General features: G+C 74.0%; 23 protein-coding genes. 13 read left to right on the top strand and 10 right to left on the bottom strand.

Translation table 11 applies throughout. The features are described 5' to 3' along the window. Positions 1-35: 35 nt before the first annotated feature. The 7 genes from ACFV04_RS00005 to ACFV04_RS00035 form a co-directional block, all read right to left on the bottom strand. Positions 36-833: an ABC transporter ATP-binding protein gene (locus tag ACFV04_RS00005; RefSeq protein WP_380525686.1), complete on the bottom strand. Its 798-nt coding sequence runs from the start codon at positions 831-833 to the stop codon at positions 36-38. Then, entirely contained in the window at positions 826-1,827 is a 1,002-nt protein-coding gene (locus ACFV04_RS00010; protein ID WP_380525688.1) for an ABC transporter ATP-binding protein, read from the bottom strand. Before ACFV04_RS00010 ends, ACFV04_RS00005 begins: the two co-directional genes overlap by 8 nt. Beyond that, a complete protein-coding gene (locus ACFV04_RS00015; RefSeq protein ID WP_380525690.1) occupies positions 1,824-2,678 on the bottom strand; it encodes an ABC transporter permease in 855 nt (284 codons plus the stop codon). The genes ACFV04_RS00010 and ACFV04_RS00015 overlap by 4 nt, the downstream gene beginning before the upstream one ends. Then, positions 2,675-3,634: an ABC transporter permease gene (locus ACFV04_RS00020; RefSeq protein WP_380525692.1), complete on the bottom strand. Its 960-nt coding sequence runs from the start codon at positions 3,632-3,634 to the stop codon at positions 2,675-2,677. Before ACFV04_RS00020 ends, ACFV04_RS00015 begins: the two co-directional genes overlap by 4 nt. Next, complete coding sequence (locus ACFV04_RS00025) at positions 3,631-5,280, bottom strand: ABC transporter substrate-binding protein (protein ID WP_380525694.1); 1,650 nt, start codon at positions 5,278-5,280, stop codon at positions 3,631-3,633. The genes ACFV04_RS00020 and ACFV04_RS00025 overlap by 4 nt, the downstream gene beginning before the upstream one ends. Before the next feature lie 32 nt (positions 5,281-5,312). Further along, complete coding sequence (locus ACFV04_RS00030) at positions 5,313-6,317, bottom strand: agmatine/peptidylarginine deiminase (RefSeq protein WP_380525695.1); 1,005 nt, start codon at positions 6,315-6,317, stop codon at positions 5,313-5,315. Between the two features lie 133 nt (positions 6,318-6,450). Beyond that, a complete protein-coding gene (locus ACFV04_RS00035; RefSeq protein WP_380525697.1) occupies positions 6,451-7,626 on the bottom strand; it encodes an agmatine deiminase family protein in 1,176 nt (391 codons plus the stop codon). A 156-nt stretch (positions 7,627-7,782) separates the two neighbouring features. Here ACFV04_RS00035 and ACFV04_RS00040 point away from each other — a divergent pair, with 156 nt between their 5' ends. Then, positions 7,783-8,352: a TetR/AcrR family transcriptional regulator gene (locus tag ACFV04_RS00040; protein WP_380525699.1), complete on the top strand. Its 570-nt coding sequence runs from the start codon at positions 7,783-7,785 to the stop codon at positions 8,350-8,352. 155 nt (positions 8,353-8,507) lie between these two features. Further along, complete coding sequence (locus ACFV04_RS00045) at positions 8,508-10,232, top strand: serine/threonine-protein kinase (RefSeq protein WP_380525701.1); 1,725 nt, start codon at positions 8,508-8,510, stop codon at positions 10,230-10,232. A gap of 99 nt (positions 10,233-10,331) precedes the next feature. On the opposite strand, the gene tatA is transcribed toward ACFV04_RS00045, so the two are convergent. Next, positions 10,332-10,658, bottom strand: coding sequence for a Sec-independent protein translocase subunit TatA (gene tatA / locus ACFV04_RS00050; protein ID WP_380525703.1), 327 nt, complete (start codon positions 10,656-10,658; stop codon positions 10,332-10,334). A gap of 262 nt (positions 10,659-10,920) precedes the next feature. On the opposite strand from tatA, the gene ACFV04_RS00055 reads away from it, so the two are divergent. The 7 genes from ACFV04_RS00055 to ACFV04_RS00085 all read left to right on the top strand — a co-directional run bounded on the left by ACFV04_RS00055 (position 10,921) and on the right by ACFV04_RS00085 (position 19,466). Next, positions 10,921-12,114, top strand: a complete 1,194-nt coding sequence (locus ACFV04_RS00055) for an agmatine/peptidylarginine deiminase (RefSeq protein ID WP_380525705.1) — start codon at positions 10,921-10,923, stop codon at positions 12,112-12,114. Positions 12,115-12,151: 37 nt separating this feature from the next. After that, the gene (ureA, locus tag ACFV04_RS00060; protein WP_380337243.1) at positions 12,152-12,859 is read left to right on the top strand and encodes an urease subunit gamma; all 708 of its coding nucleotides are present in this window, start codon (positions 12,152-12,154) and stop codon (positions 12,857-12,859) included. After that, entirely contained in the window at positions 12,856-14,565 is a 1,710-nt protein-coding gene (locus ACFV04_RS00065) for an urease subunit alpha (protein WP_380525708.1), read from the top strand. Before ureA ends, ACFV04_RS00065 begins: the two co-directional genes overlap by 4 nt. A gap of 440 nt (positions 14,566-15,005) precedes the next feature. Then, entirely contained in the window at positions 15,006-15,599 is a 594-nt protein-coding gene (locus ACFV04_RS00070) for a TetR/AcrR family transcriptional regulator (protein WP_380525710.1), read from the top strand. Between the two features lie 147 nt (positions 15,600-15,746). Next, positions 15,747-17,429 carry an MDR family MFS transporter gene (locus tag ACFV04_RS00075; protein ID WP_380525712.1) on the top strand — a complete coding sequence of 561 codons (1,683 nt, stop codon included), beginning with the start codon at positions 15,747-15,749 and terminating at the stop codon, positions 17,427-17,429. A 287-nt stretch (positions 17,430-17,716) separates the two neighbouring features. Beyond that, positions 17,717-18,517, top strand: a complete 801-nt coding sequence (locus tag ACFV04_RS00080) for a BTAD domain-containing putative transcriptional regulator (protein ID WP_380337348.1) — start codon at positions 17,717-17,719, stop codon at positions 18,515-18,517. 1 nt (position 18,518) lies between these two features. Then, on the top strand, positions 18,519-19,466 hold the full coding sequence (locus tag ACFV04_RS00085) for an SDR family NAD(P)-dependent oxidoreductase (RefSeq protein WP_380525714.1): 948 nt from the start codon (positions 18,519-18,521) through the stop codon (positions 19,464-19,466). 22 nt (positions 19,467-19,488) lie between these two features. Here the strand turns inward: ACFV04_RS00085 and ACFV04_RS00090 are convergent, their stop codons facing one another. Beyond that, positions 19,489-19,932, bottom strand: coding sequence for a DUF6059 family protein (locus ACFV04_RS00090; RefSeq protein WP_380525716.1), 444 nt, complete (start codon positions 19,930-19,932; stop codon positions 19,489-19,491). Here ACFV04_RS00090 and ACFV04_RS00095 point away from each other — a divergent pair. From ACFV04_RS00095 to ACFV04_RS00110, 4 genes are all read left to right on the top strand, one after another. Continuing rightward, positions 19,931-20,338 (top strand): DUF302 domain-containing protein, encoded by a 408-nt coding sequence (locus ACFV04_RS00095; protein WP_380337357.1) that lies wholly within the window; start codon positions 19,931-19,933, stop codon positions 20,336-20,338. The genes ACFV04_RS00090 and ACFV04_RS00095 overlap by 2 nt on opposite strands. After that, complete coding sequence (locus tag ACFV04_RS00100; protein WP_380525718.1) at positions 20,335-21,165, top strand: universal stress protein; 831 nt, start codon at positions 20,335-20,337, stop codon at positions 21,163-21,165. Before ACFV04_RS00095 ends, ACFV04_RS00100 begins: the two co-directional genes overlap by 4 nt. 201 nt (positions 21,166-21,366) lie before the next feature. After that, positions 21,367-22,734 carry a diacylglycerol/lipid kinase family protein gene (locus tag ACFV04_RS00105; protein ID WP_380525720.1) on the top strand — a complete coding sequence of 456 codons (1,368 nt, stop codon included), beginning with the start codon at positions 21,367-21,369 and terminating at the stop codon, positions 22,732-22,734. Continuing rightward, positions 22,721-23,305, top strand: coding sequence for a phosphatase PAP2 family protein (locus tag ACFV04_RS00110; RefSeq protein ID WP_380525722.1), 585 nt, complete (start codon positions 22,721-22,723; stop codon positions 23,303-23,305). The genes ACFV04_RS00105 and ACFV04_RS00110 overlap by 14 nt, the downstream gene beginning before the upstream one ends. A 118-nt stretch (positions 23,306-23,423) precedes the next feature. Here ACFV04_RS00110 and ACFV04_RS00115 read toward each other — a convergent pair whose 3' ends face one another. Then, entirely contained in the window at positions 23,424-25,610 is a 2,187-nt protein-coding gene (locus ACFV04_RS00115; RefSeq protein WP_380525723.1) for a HelD family protein, read from the bottom strand. Between the last annotated feature and the right edge of the window lie 86 nt (positions 25,611-25,696).

Consider the following 25,696-nt stretch of genomic DNA (forward strand, 5'->3'; position numbering starts at 1 on the left):
CGGCAGGTCCCACCGCCTGCCGGGCCGGGGCCGTCTTACAGTGCGCGGCGCGCGGCGGCGATCCGGTCGGGATCCCAGCCGGGCCGGGGAACGGACTCCAACAGGAGCCTGGTGTAGGCGTGTTGCGGGGAGCCGAGGACGTCGGACGTGGGGCCGGACTCGACGATCCGGCCGTGCCGCATCACGATGACGTCGTCGGTCACGCAGCGGACCACGCCGAGGTCGTGGGTGATGAACAGGTAGCCGACGCCGGTCCGTTCGCGGATGTCGGCGAGCAGGTTGAGGACCTGCGCCTGGACCGAGACGTCCAGTGCGGCGACCGCCTCGTCCAGTACCAGTACGTCCGGCTGGACGGCCAACGCCCGTGCGATGGCGACGCGTTGGCGCTGGCCGCCGGAGAGCTGCCGGGGCAGCGCCTCCGACGCCCGGGTGCCGAGGCCGACCTGGTCGAGGAGCTCCCGGATCCTGGCCGCGTGGTCGGTGCCGGGGAAGTGCAGCCGCAGGGTCTCCCGCAGGACGGCCTCGACGCTGGTGCGCGGGTCCAGGGAGAGGAACGGATCCTGGAAGACCATCTGCACCTCGCGGGCGCGGGCCAGTCGTTCGACCCTCCCCCGGGCCCGCCCGGTCCGGGCCCGGCCGCGGACCGACACCTCGCCCGCGTCGGCCTGTTCGAGGCCGACGATGATGCGGGCGGTGGTGGTCTTGCCGGACCCGGACTCGCCGACGATGCCGAGCGAGCCGCCGGCCGGGAGGGTGAACGAGACCTCGTCCACGGCCCGCACGCTGCCGAAGGTGCGGCACAGCCCGTTGACCTGCAGGACGGCCTCAGTCATCGGCGCGGCTCCCTTCGAGCGGGTGGTGACAGGCGACCGGGCCCGGCGCGGGGGCTGCCTCACGGCACAGGTCGGTCGCGTACCGGCAGCGGGCGGCGAACGCGCATCCGGTCAACTCCTGCCGCAGGTCGGGCGGTTGGCCGTCGATGGCGGAGAGCCGGCCGGGCCCGCTGTCCAGCCGCGGGGTGGCGGCGAGCAGCGCGGCGGTGTACGGGTGGCGAGGCCGCTCGAACAGCGCCTCGGCGGGCCCGTGCTCGACGATCCGCCCGGCGTACATGACGTGGACCCGGTCGCTGATGGCGGCTGCGAGACCGAGGTCGTGGGTGACGAACAGCAGACCGGTGCCGAAGCGTTCGCGCAACTGGTCGAGGAGCGCGACGACCTCGGCCTGGCTGGTGACGTCGAGCGCGGTGGTCGGCTCGTCGGCGAGCAGCAGCACCGGGTCGCCCATCAGCGCGGCGGCGATCATGACGCGCTGGAGCATCCCGCCGGACAGCCGGCCGGGGTAGCTGCGCAGCAGTTCCGGGCCGAGGCCGACGGCGTCGAGCAGTTCGGCCGCGCGCCGGTCGGCGTCGGCCGCGGTCATGACGCCGGTGCGGCGCACGCCCTCGGTGAGGAAGTCGCCGACGCGGCGCAGCGGGTTGATGGCGGCCCGCGGGTCCTGGAAGATCATCGCGGCCCGGCCGGTGCGCAGGGCGCGCAGCCGGTCGGGGCCCATGGTCAGGACGTCCTCACCGTCGACCAGGACGCTGCCCTCGGCGGTGGCGCCGGTCGGCAGCAGGCCGAGGGCGGTGCGCGAGGTGAGGGTCTTGCCGGAGCCGGACTCGCCGACCAGGGCCACGGTCTCGCCGGGGGCGACGGTCAGGTCGACCCCGTCGAGGACGGGCCGGGCGGCGCCGGGCAGGTGGAGCCGCAGGCCCCTGACGTCGAGGGCGTGCACCCGTTCGCCGGGATTCGCGGAGTCCTCGGGATTCATGTGCTTCCCCGGGTTCATGGGGTCCTCCGGGCGACGCGGTCGGCCCAGCGCTCGCCGACGACGTTGAAGGCGACGACGGTGAGCACGATGAGGACGCACGGCAGGATCGCGGACAGCGGGTAGCCGTGCTGGATCGCGGTCTGGCCGTCGAAGACCATCCGCCCCCAGTCGGGGGTGAGCGCGGGGACGCCGAGTCCGAGGAAGGACAGGCCGGCCAGGTCCATGAGGGCGTATCCGAAGTTGATGGTGGACTGGGCGAGGACGATCGGGGCGATGTTGGGCAGGACGTGCCGCAGGCAGATCTGCGCCGCGGAGTGGCCCTGGACCTGGTAGGCGCTGACGTAGGGCCGCATCCGTTCGGCCAGCACCAGGGAGCGGGTCAGGCGCGAGACGTACGGCAGGTAGGCGATCGCGAGGGCGAGGACGGGGGCGATCAGGCCCTCGCCGTACACCGAGACGATCAGGATGGCGAGCAGCATGCCGGGGAAGGCGAAGACCAGCTCGGTGCTGCGGGACAGCACGGAGTCGATCCAGCCGCCGCGCCAGCCGGCGGCCAGGCCGACCACGACGCCGGCGACGGTGGAGAAGGCGACGACGCCGAGCGGGCCGAGCAGGGAGGTGCGGGCGCCGAGCAGCAGCCGGGAGAGGGTGTCGCGGCCGGCCGCGTCGACGCCGAGCAGGTGGTCCGGCGAGGGACCGGCGAGGGCGTTGCCGAGGTCGACGGCGTTCGGGTCGGCCGGCGCCACCCAGGGTGCGAGCAGGGCGGCGAGGACCACCAGGGCGACGATGCCGAGGCAGGCCAGGTGGAGCGGGGCGCGGGCGGCCTTGAGGCGGCCGAGGCCGGGCCGTCGGGTGAGGGCGACACTCATGCGTCGGACCTCCTCGTGCCGAGGGTGACCCGGGGGTCGACCAGCGGGTGCAGCAGGTCGACGACCAGGTTCACGATCATGAACAGGGCCACGATGAGCAGGGAGATGGCCTGGACGGTCGGGAAGTCCTTGGTGGTGGTGGACAGTTCGAGGAGTTGGCCGATGCCGCCGATGCTGAACGCGGACTCCACCAGGATCGTGCAGACGAGCAGGGTGGAGACGATCAGGCCGCCGGTGGTCAGGACGGTGCCCAGCGAGTTGCGGAACACGTGGCGGCGGATCACCTCGTGCTCGGGCACGCCGCGGCTGCGGGCGACGGCGACGTGCTCGCCCTCCAGGGCCTCCAGCATCGCCGAGCGGGTGACCCGGGCGAGCATCCCGATCAGGTACAGCGCGAGGGCGATCGCCGGCAGGGTGAGGTGCCACAGCAGGTCGCCGAAGCCGTCGCCGGTGCCGCTGGTCGGGAACCAGCCCAGCTTGACCGCGAACAGGCCCTGCAGCAGGACCGCCGCGACGAAGGAGGGGGTGCCGACCGCGAGCGTGGTGGAGAGCAGGATCGCCGAGTCGGTCGCGCCGCCGCGCACCGCGCCGATCCAGCCCAGGGCCAGGCCGATGAGGACGACCACGACCAGGGCCATGGCCACCAGCGTCAGGGTGGCGGGCAGCCGGTCGGCGAGCAGCGTGGACACGTCGGTGCGGTAGGTGATCGAGCGCCCGAAGTCACCCTGCAGCACCTGGCCGAGCCAGCGGAAGTACCGGACCAGGAAGGGGTCGTCGAGGTGGTACTGGTCGTTGATCGCCTGCAGGGCGGCCGGCGAGGCCGACCGGCCGGACAGCAGGAAGCTCGCCGGGTTGCCCGGCGCGAGGTACATCGCGCCGAACACCACGAAGGACGCGCCGAGCAGGGTGGCGGCCATCTCGACCAGCCGCCGTACGGCGAATCTCAGGAAGTTCACCGCGCGGCCCCCACGTCGGCGGCCCACGGGTAGTACATGTACGAGATGGTGGTGGGGGCGCCGGTGATGCGCTTGTTGAGGAAGACGGCGGTGGGCCACTCGGCGACCGGTATCCACAGCAGCTGCTCGGAGGCGGTCTGCTGGAGCTTCGCCTCGATCGCCGCGCGCTTGGCCGGGTCGTACTCGGCGGTCGCCTGGTCGACGAGGCCGTCGTACGCCGGTTCGCTGTAGCCGGCGAAGTTCTGGTAGGCGCCGGTCTTGAAGTTGGCGAGCAGGTCGAGCGGGTCGGTGACCGAGTCGTAGTAGGTCTCGGGGAACATGTCCAGGCCCTCGCGGGCCTTGGGGTCGGTGAACAGCGCGGTGAAGGCGTTCGGGGCGATCGTCCTCAGCTGGACGTTCAGGCCGATCTTCGCGCCGGCGGCCTGGACGGCGGTGGCGAGCAGGGAGACGTCCTGGCCGATGGTGCTGGTGGCGACGGTGAGCGTCTTGCCCTCGGCGCCGGCCTCCTTGACCAGGGCCTTGGCCCGGTCGACGTCCTGCGCGGTCGGGGTGAGGTGCTCGAAGGCCGACTTCCGGACGTCGTCGGGGGCGCCGGCCCAGGCCGCACGGGTGGTGAGCGAGCCCGTGACGGTGCCGGCGCCGGCGAGGCCGGTCCTGACGAAGCCGGAGCGGTCGAGCGCCAGGGACAGCGCCTGGCGGACCCGGAGGTCGCCGAGCGGGCCCTGCATGCTGGTGACGTTGAGGTTGACGGTGCTCAGGCCCTCGCCGAAGTACAGCGTGCCGGCGCCGCTCTTGCGCAGCCGGTCGTAGCTCTCGGTCGGGATCAGGTAGCCGCCGTCGACGTCGCCGGTGAGCATCGCGTTGGTGCGGGCCGACGGGTCGGTGAGGAAGCTGAAGACGACCTTCTTGGACTTGGCCTTGGTGCCCCAGTAGTCGTCGAAGCGCTGCAGCTCGATCGACTGCCCCTTGGCCCAGGCCCCGAGCTTGAAGGGCCCGGTGCAGTCGAGGCTGCCGCCGGTGCCGTAGTCCTTGCCGGCCGCCTCCACCCCGGCCTTGGCCGCGACCACGCCGGCCGCGGTGGCCATGTACTGCGGGAACTGGGAGTCCGGCTGCTTGAGCTTGACGGTGACCTGGAGCGGGCCGGTCTTGGCGACGGAGTCGACGTTCTGGAACACCTGGGCCCAGGCCGAGGCGTTGTCGGGGTTCGTCTGCCGGCCGAGGCTGTAGACGACGTCGTCGGCGGTCATCACCGAGCCGTCGTGGAAGTGCACGCCGGAGCGCAGGTCGTAGACCCAGGTGGTGGCGTCGGGGTTGGAGGCCTTCTCGGCCAGGCCGGGAGCCAGGGTGAGCTGGGGGGTCCAGCGCATCAGGCTCTCGCAGACGTTCGACAGGACGGTGTTCTGCGGGTAGTCGAAGGCCTGGATGTAGTCGAGGGTGGGCGGCTCCGCGTAGGTGGCCCAGGTGAAGGAGTCGAGTTCGCCCTTGGCCGCCGGGGTGTCGGCGGACAGCTGGACCGCCGCCTGGTCGGAGCCGCCGCGCGGCGGACCGGAGCAGGCGGCGACCAGGGCCGCGGCCGAGAGCAGGGCGGTGGCGAGGGCGAGCCGGCCGGGGGCGGTGGCGCGTCTCGCGGGCGCGGTGGGAGTCATGAGGGGGTGTTCTCCGTTCGCTGGCGAGGGGGTCAGGCGTGGGCGGCCGGGATCTGCTGCGTGATGCAGTGGACACCACCGCCGCCGTAGGCGATGACCCTGGCCCGCACGCCGACGACCTTCCGGTCCGGGTAGGCGGCGGCGAGCACGGCGAGCGCACCCGCGTCCTCGGGGTGGTCGGCGACCGGCACGACGACACCGCCGTTGGCCAGGTAGAAGTTCAGGTACCCTACCTCGACCTCGCGCCCGTCGACCTCGACGAAGGCGGCCTGCGTCAGGTCGACGATCTCGAAGGGCCGGCCCTGGGCGTCGGTGGAGTGCTCCAGCACGGTGCGGTTGGCCCGCATCCGCACGTGGTCCGGGTGCTCCGGGTCGGACGGCAGCTGCACCACGACCTTGCCGGGGGCGACGAAGGCGCAGACGCCGTCGACGTGCCCGTCGGTCTCGGTGTCCAGCGCGCCGCCGTAGGGCAGCCAGATCACCTTGGTGACGCCGAGGCGGGCCTTCAGCTCGGCCTCGATCTCCTCGCGGCTCATGTCCGGGTTGCGGTTGGGGTGCAGCAGGCACTGCTCGGTGGTGATCAGCGTGCCCTCGCCGTCGACGGTGATCGCGCCGCCTTCGAGGATCATTTCGGAGCGGATCGCCGGGGTGCCGAGGTGGTCCAGCAGCAGGCCGCTGATCCGGTCGTCGGCGTCCCACGGGTGGTGCTTGCGGCCCCAGGCGTTGAAGCGGAAGTCCACGCCGGCCCGGCGGCCGTCCCCGTCCAGGACGAAGATCGGCGCGGAGTCGCGGAACCAGGAGTCGTCGGTCGGCAGCTCCACGACGGTGACGCCCTCGCCGCACCGGGAGCGCGCGTCCTCGCCGTGACCGGGCGGCGCCACCATGGTGACCGGCTCGAACTCGGCGATGGCGCGGGCGACCGCCGCGTACTCGCCCTGCACCTCGTCGAGGGTGTCGCCCCACAGCTCCGGCCGGACGGGCCAGGCCATCAGGCAGCCCTCGTGCTCGGTCCACTCCGCGGGCATTCGGTACGTCACGGGAAACCTCTTCTGTTCGGGTCCGGCCGGGCCGACGGCTTCGGTGCGCCGGCCGGCCGGGAGGGAGGGTGGTGTGAGCGGAAGTCCTCGGCGGCCCGCCTCCGTGGGGTTCCGGACGGGCCGCCGAGGGGTCTCAGAGGGCCGGCGGTACGGCCGGCTGGGACTGGGTGGCGCAGTGGATGCCGCCACCGCCGGAGGCGATGTTGTCGATGTTCAGCTGGACGACGTCGCGCCCGGGGAACTCGGCCTGCAGGATCGCGTAGGCCTGCGCGTCGGCGGAGGTGTCGCCGAACTGCGGAACGAAGACGGCGCCGTTGGCGACGTAGAAGTTGGTGTAGCTGGACAGGAAGTCCTTGCCGCGCCCGCGGATCCTCGCCCGGTCGGGGCCGGGGAGCTCCACGACGGTCAGCGGCCGGCCCTGGGCGTCGGTCGCGGTCCGCAGGACCTGTTTGGCCTGCTGGTAGACGTCGATCCAGGTCTGGTCGGTGCCGGGGCCGGGCTGGTCGAGGACGACCCGGCCGGGCGAGGTGAAGCGCGCCAGGCAGTCGATGTGGTCGTCCGTGATGTCCTGGCCCGCCAGGCCGGCCAGCCAGATCACCTTGTCCATCCCGAGCGTGGTCTTCAGGGCCTGTTCGACCTGGTCCTGGGACATCCCGGGGTTGCGGTTGGGGTTCACCAGCGAGCTGACGGTGGCCAGCAGGGTGCCCTGGCCGTCCGTCTCCAAGGCGCCGCCCTCGCCGACGAAGGGGGCCTGGACGCGGTCGATTCCGTACTCGACGAGCAGGGTGGCCGCGACCGCGGCGTCCTCGGTGAAGCGCTGGTAGTAGGGGGTGCCGCTCTTGCCCCAGCCGTTGAAGTTGGTGTCGACACCGGCGATGGCGCCCGGCGCGACCACGAAGGTCGGACCGAAGTCCCGGATCCACAGGTCGTCGTTGGAGATCTCGACGACGGTGATGCCGTAGTAGGCGCCGGGGCCGCAGTAGTACCGCGCGTCGGCGGCCTGGCCCGGGCGGGCGACCACGACCACCGGTTCGTAGCGGGAGATCTGGTAGGCGACCCGCGCGATGTCGTCACGGACCGCGGAGAGCTGGGTCCGCCAGATCGACGACAGCGCCGGCCAGGCCATGAAGGTGCGGACGTGCCGGTCGCTCTCGGCGGGCATCCGCAGCCTCGTGGTGGCGCCCGCCGCGGCGGGCGAGGCCGTCGCGGCCCGGGCCGCGGCCGGCAGGACGCCGCCGAGGGCGATCAGGGGGGCGGCGGCCGCACCGAACCGGAGCAGAGCGCGCCGGGAAGGGGTGGGGGATTGCATGGGGACTCCCTGGGTGATGCAGGGGTGGGGGTTGCCCCGCATCCTCTACCGTACTGAAAATTCAGTCAAGCTTTTGGCTCGAAGCTGGCCCATCTCACTGAAACGATCATCAGGAACCTGTCTGACCAGCCGGGAAGCCCGGTAGAGTGGGCGACCATGTCGGACCGTCGGACGGAAATACTCAAGGCCGCCACCAGGGTGATCGCCCGCCGTGGCGTACGCGGACTGCGCGTGGGCGAACTGGCGACCGAGGCGGGGGTGTCCACCTCGCTGATCTACTACCACTTCACCGACCGGGCCGGCATCCTGCGCCAGACGCTGCAGTTCATCAGCGACCGCGCCGACCACTACACCGCCGACGAGGGCCCCGCGCCCCGGACCGGGGACCCCCGGGCCGACCTCGAACGGGTCCTGCTCCGGGAGCTCCAGGACAGCATCGACGTGCGTGAGAACAGCACCGCCTGGGGCGAGTTGAGAGCCAGCGCGGTCTTCGAACCGAGCCTGCGCGAGGACCTGGCGAGGACCACCCACACCTGGGTGCACGACATCGCCGAACTCCTCGCCCGGGCCGACCCGACCGGCACCGCTCCCGCGCACGCGGCCGCCGCCGAGCGGCTCACGATCCTCGTCGAGGGCCTCAGCGTGCGGTGGCTGAGCGGCTCGCTGCCGCTCGACCACGCACGCCGGCTGCTGCGCAGCGCCGTCGAAACCGAACTGCAACGCTGACGGCCCCGGGCGCCGACCTCCGGTCCGCCCGTCACGACTACCCTGACCCTACCTCTAAACTTCGCGATGCCGTCTGCGCCGACCAGCGCCGTGGCCGCCCGGGGGCGCCCTTCCGGCTCCCGTCCCCCTCCCTGTCCGCCGAGAGAGGCCACCGCATGTCCGCTGACCGATCCCCCTTCGCCCTGCAGCCGGTCTTCCAGGAGCTGACCGCGGACGACCCGCGCGAGGTCGGCGGCCACCTGCTGTACGCCCGGCTCGGCGCCGGCGGCATGGGCCGGGTCTACCTCTCCTACACGCCCGGCGGGCGGCCGGTGGCGCTCAAGGTGGTCCGGCCCGAACTGGCCGAGGACCCGGAGTTCCGGGCCCGCTTCGCCCAGGAGGTGGCCAGCGCCCGGCGCATCCACGGACTGTTCACCGCACAGGTCGTCGACGCCGGCGTGGACGCCGCCACCCCGTGGCTGGCCACCACGTACGTGCCGGGCCCCTCCCTCCAGCAGGTGGTGCAGCGTTTCGGTCCGCTCCCGGAGCGGACCGTCCTGCTGCTGATGGCCGGCATCGCCGAGGCGCTGCAGGCGATCCACACCAGCGGGGTGGTCCACCGCGACCTCAAGCCCGGCAACGTGCTGATCGCCTCCGACGGCCCCCGGGTGATCGACTTCGGCATCGCCCGCGCCGCCGACGCCAGCGCGCTCACCGGCACCGGACTGCGCATCGGCTCGCCCGCCTACATGGCGCCCGAGCAGGCCATGGGCCGGGCCGCGACCCCGGCCACCGACGTCTACGCGCTGGGCGCGCTGGCCGTCCACGTCGCGGGCGGCAGCCCGCCCTTCGGGGACGGCCCGGACCCGGCCGCGCTCTACCGGACCGTCCACGAGGACCCCGACCTCGGCCGGGTCCCGGAGAGCCTGCGCGACCTGCTCCTGCACTGCCTCGCCAAGCGGCCGGAGGACCGTCCGACCACCGCCGAGGTGATCGCCGCCGCCCGGAACCACCCGGCCGTCGGCGGCCACCTCCGGTTCGGCGACGACTGGCTCCCGCACCCGCTGACCAGCCAGATCACCCGGCACGCCGACCTCCCCCAGGTGCCCGCCGAGGCCGCCGCGCAGCCGGGCCCGGACTCCGCCCGGACGGTCCTCGCGCCGGCCTCCGCGCCGACGCCCACCCTGTTCGCCCCGGTGTCCTCCCCCGTCCCCGCTCCGCCCGCGCCGGCCGGGCAGTCGACCGGCTCCCGCGCGGCCCGGCGCGAGGACGCCCGCGGCCGGGGCCGCCGCCGTGCCCTCGGGCGCACCGCGCTGACCGCCGCCGTCGCCCTGACCGTCGGCGCCGCGGCGGCGGTGTTCCTGCTCGACGACCAGGAGCCGGTGGAGGCCGCGACCGCCGAGGCCCCGGTGTCCGGCTCCGCCGCGCCGCTCACCCCGACGGCCCCGGTGGCCCCCACCGGATCGCCGACGCCCACCCGGTCCGCCACCCCGCCCGCGTCGACGCCGCCGCCGGGGCCCGCCGCCGACTTCGCCCCGGTCTACCGCTCCGTCGAGCTGACCTCGGCGGACTCCGGCTACGAGTTCGATCTCGCCAACGGCACGGTGGTCCCGATCGACAGGGCGACCTGGTACGTCGGCCGCGGCGACGGCGAGTTCCTCGTCCCGGAGAGCGCCGACTCCTTCATCGGCAGGGACGCCGGCCTGGGCGTGGCCGAGTGCCTCAAGGGGCTCGGCAGCCACCCGGCCGGACGGATCCCGTTCGCCGCCGCCGGGCCGGGCAGCGCCTTCTGCGTCCGGTCCGCGGACGGCCGGGACCTCGCGGTCGTCCGGGTGCTGCAGACCGCGGGCCCGGACGGCCCGGTCACGGTCTCCCTGGACCGCTACCGCCGCAACGGCTGAGCCCGCCCGCCGCGCGGACGGGCCCGGAGCGGCGCAGAGCCGTCGTCCCCCGCACCGCGCGGTGGGGGGAACGACGGCTCTCGGCGTCGACGGGGGTGCTCAGCTCGACCGGACCGGCGGCCCGTCCGGTCGGACCGGCCCCCTCCCCGGGTCGCCGGCCGGCGCCTTGACCGGGTCGCCCGCCGGCGCGTTCGCCGGCCCCTTCGCCGGCCCCTCCGCCGACCCGGCAGCAGGCCCGGCTGTCGGCTCCGCCGTCGCGGCGGCGGGCTGACCGTTCTCCCGCATGGCCGCCGTCTCGGACTTCAGGATGCGCATCGACTTCCCCAGTCCGCGTGCCATCTCGGGCAGCTTCTTGGAGCCGAACAGCAGCACCAGGACGGCCACCATCACCAGCAGGTGCCAGGGTTCCAGACCATTGCGCAGCATCGCCGCCTCACCCGGCCTTTCATCGTCGTGACCGGGGCCGCGCGCTCGGCGGCCCGGGTCGTCTCGGGGTGGTTTGGGTGGCTTCACCGTAAAGCTTGACTGATTTTTCAGTCAATGCGAGAGTTCAGGAACGGCGCCGCCGGACGACCGCGTCCACCAGAACGCCCCCGTCCGCCGCCCATCGGCGCCACACGGGCCGCTCCCCGGAGCCCCGCCCTCCCTCGCCGGACCGGATCCACCCCCAGCCCCACCGGAGTTCAGCGTGTCCCAGTCCCCCCTCGCCCGCCGCACGGTGCTGCGCTCCCTCGCGGGTGCCGGCGTGATCGCCCTCGGCGCGAGCGCCTGCGCGGCCTCCGGCGACGACCCGGCCGACCCCGCGACCCCGTCCTCCACCGCCACCGGCCGGCCGCCCGCGGAAACGCCCGCGCAGCCCCCGGCACCCGCCCCCGCCGCCGGGCGACGGCTCGGCGGCGAGTGGGAGAAGCACGAGCGGACCTTCATGGCCTGGCCCGCCTCCGAGAACGTCTGGGGCGAGCAGCTCGGCGCCGTCCGCAAGGACATCGCCTCCGTCGCCCGGGCCATCGGCGGGCGCGAACCGGTGGTCATGCTCGTGCGCCCCGGCCAGGAGGGTTCGGCCCGCAACGCCTGCGGCTCGGACGTCGAACTGCTCTCCGTCCCCGTGGACGACCTGTGGGCCCGCGACACCGTGCCGGTGTTCGTCGAGGAAGGCGGCAAGGTCAAGGGCGTCGACTTCAACTTCAGCGGCTGGGGCGGCAAGCAGGAGCACACCAACGACGCCCGGATCGCCCACGCGGTCCTGGAGAAGTACGGCATCGAGCGGCTGGAGACCCCGATCACCGCCGAGGGCGGTTCCTTCGAGACCGACGGCCAGGGCACCCTGATGGTCACCGAGAGCTCCGTCGTCAACGACAACCGCAACCTCGGCCGCACCCGCGACCAGGTCGAGTCGGAACTCAGGAAGGCCCTCGGCGTCACCAAGGTGATCTGGCTCGCCGGCGTCAAGGGCAAGGACATCACCGACGCCCACGTCGACTGCCTCGCCCGCTTCGCCGCCCCCGGCGTCGTCTTCCTGGACCGTGCCTTCCCCGGCACCCCGCCGGACGTCTGGTCCCGCTCCGCCGACCAGGCCCGCGCCGTCCTCGCCGAGGCCACCGACGCGACCGGCAAGAAGCTCAAGGTGATCGAGATCAGCCAGCCGGACCCGGACCGGATCACCGGCCGCGGCGACTCCTTCGTCTCGTCCTACATGAACTTCTACATCGGCAACAAGGGCGTCTACCTGCCGCTGTTCGGCGACGCCCGGGCCGACGGCCACGCCCAGGAGATCTTCCGGGACCAGTTCCCCGACCGGGAGATCGTCCCGGTGCGGATCGACACCATCGCCTCCGGCGGCGGCGGCATCCACTGCTCCACCCACGACCAGCCCGCCGGCTGACCCCCACCGCCCCGCACCGAGGGAGAAGGGACCCCCCGTGCAGCTGACCCCCACCGAACGCGACCGGCTGCTGATCTTCACGGCCGCCGAACTCGCCCGCGCCCGCCGGGCCCGCGGCCTGCGGCTCAACGTCCCCGAGGCCACCGCGCTCATCTCGGACACCGTCTGCGAGGCCGCCCGCGACGGGCTGCGCCTGGCCGAGGCCGTCGCGCGCGGCCGGTCCGTCCTGGCCGCCGACGACGTCCTGCCCGGCGTCGCGGACCTCGTCACCGAGATCCACGTCGAGGCCGTGTTCGAGGACGGCACCCGCCTCGCCGTGATCGCCGACCCGTTCGGCGGCGGCACCCTCGGCGAGGCCGCGCCCGGCGCCGTGCTGCCCGACGGCACCCCCGCGGCCGGGCCGGAGCCCGTCCGCACCCTCGCCGTGAGCAACACCTCGGAGGTACCGGTCTCGGTCACCTCGCACTTCCACTTCTTCGAGACCAACCCGCGCCTCGCCTTCGACCGCGCCGCCGCCTACGGCATGCACCTCGCGGTGCCCGCCGGCTCCTCGGTGCGCTTCGACCCGGGCGCCACCGTCGAGGTCGGCCTGGTGCCGATCGGCGGCGAGCGGGTCGCGATCGGCTTCGCCGGCCTGGTCGACGGCCCGCTGGACTCGCCCCGGGTCCGGCGCGAGGCACTGCGCCGGGCCGCCGAGCAGGGCTACCTCGGAGCAGTCGACGACGGACAGGAGAACCAGCCGTGAGCAGCAGCATCGAAGCGTCCGAGTACACGGCCGTCCACGGCCCGCGCGCCGGGGACCGGGTCCGGCTCGGTGACAGCGGCCTGGTCGTCCGCGTCGAGTCCGACTCCCAGGCACCCGGCGACGAGTTCCTGGTCGGCTTCGGCAAGACCGCCCGGGACGGCCTGCACCTCAAGGCCGCGGCCGTCCGCGACACCTGCGACGTCGTCATCAGCAACGTCCTCGTCATCGACGCGGTCCAGGGCATCCGCAAGACCTCGATCGGCATCCGGGAGGGCCGGATCAGCGCGATCGGCCGGGCCGGCAACCCGGACACCCTCGACGGGGTGGACGTCGTCGTCGGCACCGGCACCACCATCGTCTCCGGCGAGGGACTGATCGCCACCGCCGGCGCCATCGACACCCACGTCCACCTGATGTCCCCGCGGATCATGGAGGCCTCGCTGGCCTCCGGCGTCACCACGATCATCGGCCAGGAGGTCGGCCCCGCCTGGGGTGTCGGCGTCAACTCCCCCTGGGCGCTGCGCCACGCCTTCAACGCCTTCGACGCCTGGCCGGTCAACATCGGCTTCCTGGGCCGCGGTTCGTCCTCCCACCCGGCCCCGCTGGTCGAGGCCCTGGCCGAGGGCGGCGCCTGCGGGTTCAAGGTGCACGAGGACATGGGCGCGCACACCCGGGCGCTGGACACCGCGCTGTCCGTCGCCGAGGTCCACGACGTCCAGGTCGCCCTGCACACCGACGGGTTGAACGAGTGCCTCTCCGTCGAGGACACCCTGCGCGTCCTCGACGGCCGCACCATCCACGCCTTCCACATCGAGGGCTGCGGCGGCGGACACGTCCCCAACGTGCTGAAGATGGCCGGCGTGCCGAACGTCATCGGCTCCTCCACCAACCCCACCCTCCCCTTCGGCCGGGACGCCCTCGGCGAGCACTACGGCATGATCGTCTCCGTCCACGCCCTCCAGACCGACCTGCCCGGCGACGCCGCCATGGCCCGCGACCGCATCCGGGCCGGCACCATGGGCGCCGAGGACGTCCTGCACGACCTCGGGGCCATCGGCATCACCTCCTCCGACGCCCAGGGCATGGGCCGCGCCGGCGAGACCGTGCGCCGCACCTTCGCCGTGGCGGGCAAGATGAAGGCCGAACTCGGCCCGATGGCCGGCGACGGCCCGGACGACGACAACGAGCGCGTGCTGCGCTACATCGCCAAGCTCACCATCAACCCGGCCATCGCCCACGGCCTCGCCCACGAGGTCGGCTCGATCGAGCCCGGCAAACTCGCCGACATCGTGCTCTGGCGCCCCGCCTCCTTCGGGGCCAAACCGCAGATGGTGCTCAAGGCCGGCTTCCCCGCGTACGGCGTCACGGGCGATCCCAACGCCGCCACCGAAACCTGCCAACCCCTGGTCATGGGCCCCCTGTTCGGCGGCCACGGCGCCACCCCCGCCGACCTGTCGGTGGCCTTCACCAGCCGGGCCGCCGCCGAGTCCGGCACCGAACACCGCCCCTACGACTCCATGACGACCCGGCGCCGGCGCGTCGCCGTCCGGGGCACCCGCGGCATCGGCCCCCGCGACATGGTCCGCAACAACCGCCTCGGCGAGGTCCTCGTCAACGCCCGCAGCGGACTGGTCACCCTCGACGGCGCCGCGCTCCACTCCGAACCCGCCGACACCGTCCCGCTGAACCGCCTCTACTTCCTGTGAGCCGACGCGCCCCCTCCGAACCCCTCGGCGGGGGCGCGTTCCGCATTTCCCGCACGGCGCTGGGCTGCGGTGCGGGAAGCGCGCGCTGCCGTGCCGTGCCGTGCCGCAAGACCGCACCCGTACCGTCCCCACCGTCGCGACCCGCCCTCCCCGACATCGGCAAGACCCCCAACTGCGCTTCCACCAATGCCGGCGAGGGTGGCAGAGCAGGTGCTGCACGTGCTGCACGCCCCCACGGGGTGGACCTGACCGAGCTGACGGTGCTCTCCATCCGGGAGCAGCCGGGCTGACGCCCTGTCCGCGTGGGGCGGCCGGGGCTCCCGGCCGCCCCACGGACCGAACCGCGCGTTGCACTGACTGCAATTTTTGCATTGTCCGCTGAATATGCAACCTCTGCATGCATTGCAGATAGTGCCAAGATTGCATAGAGTGCAGTGGTGATGAGTGCATCCGACCAACGCAGAGAACGCCAGAAGGCGGCCAAGAGACACGCGATCACGCTCACGGCCGTCCGCCTGGTCCTCGACAAGGGCCTCGACGCGATGACCGTCGAGGCCATCAGCGAGGCCGCCGACATCAGTCCCCGGACCTTCTTCAACTACTTCTCCAGCAAGGACGAAGCGCTCCAGATGCGACCGTCCTGGTCGGCGGAGTCCCTGACCGCGCTGTTCCAGGACCGCCCCGCCGACGAGCCGGTCTTCCGCTCGATGCGCGTGGTCGCCCGGGAGATCGCGGACTCCTTCGTCCCGGCGCGCGAGGAGTCCGAACTCTGGCGCGAACTGTGGCGCCGGCACCCCGAACTCCTGGCCAAGCGCGGCTCGGGGGGCGAGGAGGAGATCTTCCGGAGCCTCATCCTGGCGGTCGCCGAGCGGACGGGCGCCGACGCGATGAAGGACAGCTACCCGAGCGTCGTCGTCACCTCGGCGTTCTCGGTGATCCAGTGGGCGGTGCGCTTCTCCTGGATCAACGAGGACGGCCGGACCACGGCCGACCTCATCGACGAGGCCTTCGACCTGCTCGAGCGGGGCCTCTGAGCAGGCCGCACCCGCCCCGCCCGCCAGACGCGCCGAAGCTGCTCAACCCCGCTGAACCCGCGCCCCACCGCCGTACCGCTCCCCACCACCCGTCGGCACCACCCCAGACCACCCGTCCACCGTGACAGCCGCACCAAGGAGCCACCCGTGCCACCAACAGCTGGCGACGCCGCCCGGAGCCCACTGAGCCGCCGCCAACTGGCCGTCGTCATGTCGGCCCTGTTACTGTCCATGTCCCTCGGAGCGCTGGACCAGACCGTGGTCGCCACCGCGCTGCCCGCGATCGTCGGGGATCTGCACGGCCTCAAGTACACCTCGTGGCTGTTCACCGCCTACATCCTCGCCTCGGGCATCTCGACGCCGATGTACGGGAAGCTCGCCGACCTCTACGGGCGGCGCAAGCTCTACCTGTTCGCCCTGGTCGCGTTCCTCGCCGGCTCGGCCCTGGCGGGCGCCGCCCAGTCGATCTTCCAGCTCATCGCCTTCCGGGCGATCCAGGGCGTGGGCGCCGGCGGCCTCATGGTGCTGACCCTGACGATCATCGCCGACATCGTGCCCACCCGTGAACGCGGCAAGTACATGGGCCTGTACGGCGCCGTCCTCGGCCTCTCCTCGGTGGCCGGCCCGCTGATCGGCGGCTACTTCGTCGACCACACCACCTGGCGCTGGGTCTTCTACATCAACCTGCCGCTCGGCCTGGTCGCGCTCGCCGTGGCCGGCACCGCGCTCAAGCTGCCGGTGCGCAACCGCGGCGGGAAGATCGACTACGCCGGGTTCGTCATGCTGGCCGGCGCGCTCACCTGCCTGGTGCTGGCGACCTCCTGGGGCGGCACCAAGTACGCCTGGTCCTCCACCACCATCCTCGGCCTGTTCGCGGGCATGGCGGTGTTCGTCGCCGCCTTCATCCTGGCCGAGCGGCACGCCAGTGACCCGCTGATCCCGCTGCGGCTGTTCACGGTCCGCACGGTGGTGTTCGCCTGTCTGGCCAGCATGCTGGTGTTCACCTGCGTCAACGGCCTGGCCACCTTCATCCCGATGTTCCTCCAGCTGGTCACGGGCATCACCGCCACCAACACCGGGCTGCTCACCCTGCCGCTGATGGTCGGCCTGATGTTCTCCTCGGTCGTCGGCGGCAACCTGATCACCAAGACCGAGCGCTACAAGTGGTCCCCCATGGTGGGTGCCGTGATCGGCGCGCTCACCATGTTCCTGCTCTCCACGATGGACGAGCACACCGGCTGGTGGCTGCTCGCCGTCTACGTCACCATCCTCGGCGCCGGCCTCGGCCTGATGATGCAGCCGCTGGTGATCGCCGTCCAGGTCACCGTCGAACGCCGTGACCTCGGCGTCGGCACCGCGACGGCGGCGTTCTCCCAGCGCATCGGCGGGTCGATCGGCCTCGCCGCGCTCGGCGCCGTGTTCAGCCACCAGTACGAGAACGGCCTCGCCAAGCACCTGACAGCCGCCCAGGCCGCGGCGGTGCCCTCCGACGGATCGGTGTCGCCGACCGTGGTCGCGGCGCTGCCGCCGGCGGTCCGGGACGGTCTTCGGCTGGCCTTCAGCGACTCCCTGACCGAGGTGTTCTTCTGGCTCACCCCGGTGATGGTCGGGGTGCTGATCCTCTCCGCCTTCCTCAAGAACGTCCACCTCGACCAGAGCGTCCCGCTGGGCGAGTTCGCCCACCTGGACCTCGACGAGGACGACGACGCGGCTGACGACGCGGGCGCGGACGGAGCCGGATCCCCCGACGCCGGCGGCCCGGCCGACCCGGTCGACGTCCCGGCCCAACCGGGTGGACTGGAAGAAGGATTGACGCATCGTCAGAACTGACGGTGGGTCAATTCCGATGAACCGGCCGTGGTGCGGCCGCCGCCACCCGCGGGTGGTAGGCCGCCAGTCACCCCCGTACGGGCGACCGCACAGCGGCCGCGCCACGCGCCATCTCTCTTCAGTGACATCGCCGGATACCCCGAAGGTGGGTGTCCGGCGCACCATTGGAAGCATTCGCCTTGAGCGTTCCCGGACAAGGCTCCTAGGGTCCTGATCGCAGGCCGGCCACCAGAACGGGCCGGCCGCCCGCGTTCATGAGGATTCAGCCGACCGGCGAGGAGCTTCCCATGGATTTCAAGGTGCTGGGACCACTGGAGGTACACCACCTGGGGTGTGCGCGGACCCCCAGTCCCCCGAAGACCCGACAGTTGCTGGCCCTGCTGCTCCTGCGGGTCAACCAGGTGGTGAGCCTGGACTCCATCATCACCGAGCTCTGGGACGACCGCCCGCCGCGCAGCGCGGTCACCACCGCCCAGACCTACATCTACCAACTGCGCAAAGCCTTCGCCTCCGAAGTCGGCGAGGAGGCGGCCGGGCACATGATCTCCACCGTCCTGCCCGGCTACGTGCTGCGGATCGACGAACGGCAGCTCGACGCGCCCCGGTTCGACCGGCTCGTCGAGGACGCCCGCCTCCTCACCGAGGACGACGAACCACTCAGGGCCGCCGAACTCCTGGAGGACGCCCTGGCGATGTGGCGCGGACCGGCCCTGTCCAACGTCACCTGCGGCCCCGTGCTGGCGAGTTACGCCACCCACCTGGAGGAGCGGCGGATCAGCGCCCTGGAGGCCCGGGTCCGCACCGACATGGAACTCGGGCGCCACCGCGAACTCGTCGCCGAACTGCAGACCCTGGTCTCCGCCTACCCCTTCAACGAGTGGTTCCACACCCAGTTGATCCTGGCGCTGAACCGCTCCGGCCGGCGCGGCGACGCCCTGAACGCCTACCAGCGGGTGCGGCGCCTGCTCGGCGAGGAGCTGGGGCTCGACCCGTCGGCGGAACTCCAGCGCGTCCACCAGCAGGTGCTGCGGGTCGACGGGCCGCCGGTCCACCGGATGCCCGCCGTCTCCGGGGCAAGGAGATCCTGACATGGCGACCGTCACCCCGCCCGCACCCACCGCGCTGGACGTCGTTGCCGGCCACGACCTGACCGGACGCAACGCGGTCGTCACCGGCGGCGCCTCCGGCATCGGCCTGGAGACCGCCCGCGCACTCGCCCGGGCCGGCGCCCGCGTGGTCATCGGCGCCCGCTCCCTCCGGCCCGCCGAGGCCGTCGCCGCCGGCCTGCGGGCGAGCACCGGGAACCCGGCCGTCACCGTCGCGACGGTCGACCTCGGATCCCTCCGCTCCGTCCGGGAGTTCGCCGACGACCTGCTCCGACAGCGCGAACCCGTCCACCTGCTGGTCGCCAACGCCGGCGTCATGGGCCTGCCGCCCGGCCGCACCCACGACGGCTTCGAGACCCACCTCGGCGTCAACCACCTCGGCCACTTCGCGCTGACCGTCCGCCTGCTGCCCGCCCTGCGAGCGGCCGGACACGCCCGCGTGGTCGTGGTCGGCTCCAGCGCACACCACCTGGGCGGGCTGGACCTCGACGACCCGCACTTCGAGCACCGCCCGTACGACCCGTACCTCGCCTACGCCCAGTCCAAGACCGCCAACGCCCTCTTCGCCGTCGCCCTCACCGGCCGGCACCGGGCGGGCGGCGTGCTCGCCAACACCGTCAGCCCCGGCGCCGCCCTCACCGGCCTCCAGCGCCACCTCGACACCGGGACCAAGGTCGCGGTCGGCCTGATCCGCCCGGACGGCACACCCGACCCGCGCCTGCGCACCGCCGCCCAGGGCGCCGCCACCTCGGTGTGGGCGGCGGTCGCCCCGGAGCTGGCCGGGACCGGCGGGGCCTACCTGGAGGACTGCGCCGTCGCCCGCCCGTGGAACGGATCGACCCCGCCCCGGGGCTACCTCCCCGAAGCCCTCGACCCGGAGCGCGCCGAACGCCTCTGGGAGCTCTCCGCCGCCCTGGTCGGCACGGACTGACCGCAGCCCGCGGGCACCCCGCTCAACCGGCCGACCGCCGACCCTCACCCCGACCGGGCGGCCCGGGGAGCCCACCGAGCTCCCTGCTCAACCGCGCCTCCACCGCGCTCAGGGGCAGTTCCGGGCAGAGCCGCTCGGGATGCCCCGGCCCGGGCCCGCACAACCGCCGCGGCTCCGGCACCACCGCCGGGGCCGCGGCGGCACGCGCCGCGGCCTCGTACATGTCCGCACCGCCGAGCAGCTTCAGCCCCGACCACACCCACCCCGTCAGCGCGCCCACAGCCCTCAGAACCCTCCACAGAGCGATCACGCCCGCCCTCCTGTCGGCCGACCCGTCCAGCGCGGGGCAGCCAGCGTGCCCGGCCCGCCTCAAGCCCTCCTGGAGGCGGCGGAGCCGGCCCCGGGAGGCGGCGGGCCCGGCCGCCGCCGATACTGGGCCCGGGCCGCGACCCCCGGGAGGAACCATGGACTACGGGATCGGCGTACGGCTCGACCGGCCGTTCGCACAGGCGGTGGAGGCGGTCACCGCCGCCCTCAAGGAGCAGGGCTTCGGCGTCCTCACCACCATCGACGTCCGGGCGACGCTGCACGAGAAGATCGGCGCCGAGATCGAGGACTACCTGATCCTCGGCGCCTGCAACCCCGCCCTCGCCCACCGCGCACTCGACGCCGACCGCCGCATCGGGCTGCTGCTGCCCTGCAACGTGGTCGTCCGCGCCGACGGCGACACCACCCTGGTGGAGGCCGTCGACCCGCAGACGCTGGTCGCGCTGGCCGGCCCGGACGGCGGACTGGGCGAGGTCGCGGACGAGGCGGCCCGACGGCTCGGCGCCGCCCTCGACTCCCTGCGCGGCGCAGCGAGCAGGCCGTGACCGGCCCCGTCGTCGTCGGCTTCGACGGCTCGCCCGAGAGCCTCGCCGCCACCGCCTGGGCCGCCCGCGAGGCGCAGCGCCGCGACTGCCCCCTGCACCTCCTGCACGCCTGGCCCCGGCCGAAGCGGGACGCCTCCGAGCGGCACCACCCGGTCGAGCGCCTGGCCGCCCGCGAAGCCGAACTGCTCACCACCGTCGACGTCCCGGTGTCCTCCTCGCAGGTGCCCGACCCCCCGGCCGACGCGCTGGAGGCCGCCGCGCGGACGGCCTCCCTGCTCGTCCTCGGCTCCCGCGGCCTGGGCGCCCTGCACGGCTTCCTGGTCGGCTCGGTGAGCCAGGAGGTGCTGCGCCGGGCCGCCTGCCCGGTGGTGCTGGTCCGAACGGGTGCGGACGAGCCGGCCGGCCCCGTCCTGGTGGGCCTCGACCTCGACCACCCGACGGACGAGGTGCTCGCCTTCGCCTTCGACGCCGCCGCCCGGCGCTCGGCCCCGCTGCGCGTCGTCCACGTCTGGTCCCCGCCGTCCGGCACCGAGTACATGGCCTTCGACGCCATCGGCGGGGTGCAGAACGAGCTCTCCGCCGCCGAACAGGCCCGCTTCACCGACCTGCTGGAGCCCTGGCGGGAGCGCCGGCCCGAGGTGGACGTGACGGCCGACCTCATCCGCGGCAGCGCCACCGTCGCCGTCGTGGACGCCGCCGCCACCGCCCGCCTGCTCGTCGTCGGCCGCCGCCTCCGGCGCCCCCTGCTCGGCACCCACCTCGGATCGGTCGCCCACGCGGCCGTCCACCACGTCCACTGCCCGGTCGCCCTCGTCCCGCACGCCTGACCGGGCCGCCCTCCGGCACCCCGCGGCCCGGCGGCAGCGGGAACGGTCCCCGGCCTCACCCGGACAGCCTGGCCGGGATGCCCCCGACCGCCGGAGTGCGCAGGCTGCTGGCACGGACCGGGCCGCGGGTAGCGACCGCCCGGGACACGGCTCAGGGAGGACGACATCGACGGGACGCGGCAGACCGGCTCCGACGGGGACGTGACCGCGCGGGTGCTCGCGCGCTGCGCGCTGCTGGCCGCGGTCGGCGCCGTGGTCGTGCTGCTGGTCGTCCTGGGCGACGGCGGCCTGGCCGTGGTGCTGATCGGGCTCCTGGGGTTGGTGCTCTGGGCGGCCGGCGTCTGGTGGTTCCTGGCCCACCGCGGCGCCGTGCGGCTCGTCGGAGCGCTGCTCGCCGTCGCCGCGCCGATCGGGATCGTCGTGCTGTTCGCGTACCACGACCTGTGGCCGACAGCGCTGCTGCTGGTCCTCTGCGGGGGCGCGGCACTCGCCCTCGGCCGGGTGGCGCTGCGCCGCGCGCGCCCGAGCGGGGCGCAGCCGGGAACCGCCGCGGCCCGGCCGCAACGGGCGGTGCTCATCATGAACCCGAAGTCCGGCGGCGGGAAGGTCGGCCGCTTCGGGCTGGTCGAACGGGCCGAACGGCTCGGCGCCCGGGTGGTCCTGCTCGACCCCGCCGTCCACTCCGACGTCACCGCGCTCGCCCGCGAGGCCGCCGCCGGGGGCGCCGACCTGCTCGGCGTCGCGGGCGGCGACGGCACCCAGGCCCTGGTCGCGGCCGTCGCCGCCGAGCACGGACTGCCGTTCCTGGTGATCTCCGCCGGCACCCGCAACCACTTCGCCATGGACCTCGGCCTCGACCGCACCGACCCGGCCCGCTGCCTCGACGCGCTGACCGACGGCGAGGAACTGCGGATCGACCTCGGCGACGTCGCCGGCCGCCCCTTCGTCAACACCGTCTCCTTCGGGGTCTACGCCGACGTCGTGCAGCGCCCCGAGTACCGCGACGCCAAGGCGGGCACCGCCCTGAACCTCCTGCCGGACCTGCTGGTCGGCGAGGGCGTCCGCCGGGTCGACGCCCTCGTCGACGGCGGCGCGGCCCCGGCGCTTTCGGCCCAGCAGGCGCTGCTGGTCAGCAACAACCCGTACGGCTCCCCCGACGACCTCGAGAGCGGCGGCCGCCGCTCCCGGCTCGACAGCGGCCTGCTCGGCGTCACCGCCATCCGGGTCGAGGGCGCGGCACAGGCCGCCGAACTGGCCGTACGGGGCTCGCAGTCCACCGGGCTGACCGTGCTGACCGCGCACCGGGTCGAGGTGACCTCCGCGGAGGCCGAGATCCCGGTGGCCGTCGACGGCGAGGCGCTGCGGATGCCCACGCCGGTGGTGTGCACGCTGCGCCCCGGAGCACTGCGGGTCGTGGTGCCGCGCGACCGCCCCGGCAGCGTCCCCGTCAAGCCGCGGGTGGACTGGCGCCGGCTCGCCACCCTCGCGTTCGGTCGCGGCCCGCGGGACACCCACCGCGAATCCGGGCCCGGCCCCGGACCGGACTCCGAGGAGCGTGGCCGTGCCTGAGCGCAACTCCGCCCCGGCGGGCGTGCTCGCCGACCTCCGGGCCGTCGACGGGGCCCTGTACGCGGCCGTCGCCGCCACCCCCACACCGGCCCTGGACACGGCACTGCGGCGGCTGTCCCGCACGGCCGACCACTCGAAGATCTCGCTGGCCGTCGCCGGGGGACTCGCCCTCCTGCCCGGCCGGCCCCGGCAGGCGGCCGCGGTCGGGATCGTCGCCGTCGCGCTCGCCTCGACGGCGGCCAACCTGCTCGGCAAACGGATGGTCCGCCGGCGGCGGCCCGACCGGGAACGGGCCCGGGTGATCGTGGCCCGGCAGGTGCCGATGCCCGAGTCGGCCTCCTTCCCGTCCGGGCACACGGCGTCGGCGACGGCCTTCGCCACCGCCGTCGGCGTGGTGCTGCCCCCGGCGGCGGTGCCGCTCGGCGCGCTGGCGGTCGCCGTCGGCTACTCGCGCGTGCACACCGGCGTCCACTACCCCGGTGACGTCGCGGCGGGCGCGGTCCTCGGGTTCGCGGCCGCGGCGGCCGCCCTGACCGTCCTCCGCCTACCGCCGCTGCCCGCCTGGCCGTGAGCGGTCCCGCCGGTCCCTCGGACGGGCCCCTCGGGGCGGCCCTCGGACGGGCCGCCGGCCGGCCCCGGACCCCCTGCTGACCGGTGCCCCCGACCGGTCGGGCGACGGCCGGGCCAGGTCAGCCGCCCAGCGGTGCGGGCAGCGGCCGGGCGTGCAGGATGTCCAGCCGGGAGACCGCCCTGGTCACCACGACATAGAGCCGGTGCAGGCCGCGCGGCTCGGCCTCGACGATCGCGGCCGGCTCCACGACCACCACGTGGTCGTACTCCAGCCCCTTGACCAGGGACGCGGGCAGCACCGTCACCCTGGCCGTGGTGCCCACCTGCTCGGCCGAGGCCGTCGCGATCCCGGCCGCCCCGAGGACCTCGACGGCCGCCGTCACCGCGCCGTCCGCGGCGATCACCGCGATCGAGCCCTCGCGCTCCAGGGCGGCCCGCACCGCCGCCACCACCGCACCCCCCAGGCGCGCCGCGCCGCCCGGACCGGCCGCGTCCTCCGGGTCGGCCGCGCCGTCCGGGCCCGCCGCGCCGACCCCGCGCACCGTCAGCTCACCGTCCCGCCGGAGCGAGACGGCCTGCGGCACGTCCACGTCCAGGGCGCCCAGCACCCGGTTCGCCAGTGCCATCACCGCGGCCGGGACCCGGAAGCCGGTGGTCAGCGGCACCACGGCGGCCTCCGGCTTGCCCAGGTGGGCCAGCTGCTCCGGCCAGCTGCGCGGGGCCCACGGGGCGGTCGCCTGGGCGAGGTCGCCGAGGACGGTGAGGGAGCCGAAGGCACTGCGGCGGGCGATCGCCCGGCACTGCATCGGTGAGAGGTCCTGGGCCTCGTCCACGACGACGTGCCCGAAACCGGCCGGGCGCTCGATCAGACCGGCCACCTCGTCCAGCAGCATCAGGTCGTGCTCGGACCACTTCGCGCTCCGCTCCGACCGCGGCGGCCGGCGCCAGAGGATCGCCGCCTGCTCCTCCGGGCCGAGCACGCCGTCGGCAGCCTCGGCGAGCACCGCGGGGTCGCCGAGCAGCGCGGCCACCACGGCCTCCGGCCGCAGTTTGGGCCAGGCCTCCTCCAGGAACGCCGCGACCGGCTTGCAACGGCCGACCTTCCGCTGCCACGCGCCGGGCATCACGCCCGCCCGCCGCTCGGCCTGGTCCTGCAGCGCGGCCACCACACGGGTGCGGACGCTCTCCCGGCCGATCGCGTACGGCGGTTCCTGTTCGCGCAGTTCGGCGACCATCCGGTCGAGCCGCTCCGGCGTCACCCGCCACCGGTAGGAGCCGTCCGGGACGACCAGCGGCTCGGCGCCTGCCGTCCGGATCCGCCCGTACAGCGCCCGGCGCAGCACCGTCGCCATCCGCGCGTCCTGCTTGACCGCGGCGGCCCGCTCGTCGTCCACGGCGGTGACCGGCACGGTGGCGACCAGGTCCTCGACGGTGCGCTGGACGACGTCGACCTCGCCGAGCGCGGGCAGGACCTCGGCGATGTACCGCAGGAAGGTCCGGTTGGGGCCGATCACCAGCAGGCCGCCGCGCCGGATCCGCTGCGGGAAGCCGTAGAGCAGGTACGCGGCGCGGTGCAGGCCGACGGCGGTCTTGCCGCTGCCGGGAGCGCCCTGCACGCAGACGGACTCGCTCGGCTCGCCGCGCACCAGCTCGTCCTGTTCGGGCTGGATGGTCGCGACGATGTCCCGCATCGGGCCGGTGCGGGGCCGCTCGATCTCGGCGGCGAGGATGCCGCCCGCCGTCCCGTCGCCCGTCGTCCCGCTGCACGCCCGCCCGCTGCCCGCCGGCCCGCCCGGGGCCGGCCCGTCGAGGTGCTCGTCCTCCAGGCCGGTGAGTTCCTCCGGTCGGCCGAGGCTCCACGGCGCCCAGCCGAACCGGCGGCGCCGCGCGAGCCCGAGCGGGGTGCGGGCACTCGCCTGGTAGAACGCCCGGGAGACCGGGGCCCGCCAGTCGACCACCAGGGGCGGCACGGTCGGGTCCTCGGAGATCCGCTGACGGCCCACGTAGTAGCGCTGCCGCCGGTGGTCCCCGGCCTCCGGGGTGTCGGCGAAATCGAGGCGGCCGAAGAACGACGGGCTCTCCGGCAGCTCCTTCATCCGCCTGGCGCGCGTGCGCAGGTACCGGCCGAGCGCTTCCGCGCCGGCGCCGTCACCGGAGACGTCCTCCCCGGCGACGACCTGGTGGCCCGCGTCCTCGACCTGCCGGGCCATCGCCGCCCGGCAGGCCTCGACGTAGGCCCGCTCCCGCTTCAGTTCTCCGTCGAGGCCCCGGGTCTCCGGTGCCACCCGCTGGACTTCCGAGGTCATCGTTCGCGTCCCTTCCCTCGCCACGGGCTCGCTTGCCCGGTTGCCGGCTCGCTCGGGATCCAGCATAACTGAACTCAGTAAAGATA

The organism is Kitasatospora sp. NPDC059599 (genome assembly GCF_042735125.1).
In the GTDB taxonomy this organism is placed as follows: domain Bacteria; phylum Actinomycetota; class Actinomycetes; order Streptomycetales; family Streptomycetaceae; genus Kitasatospora.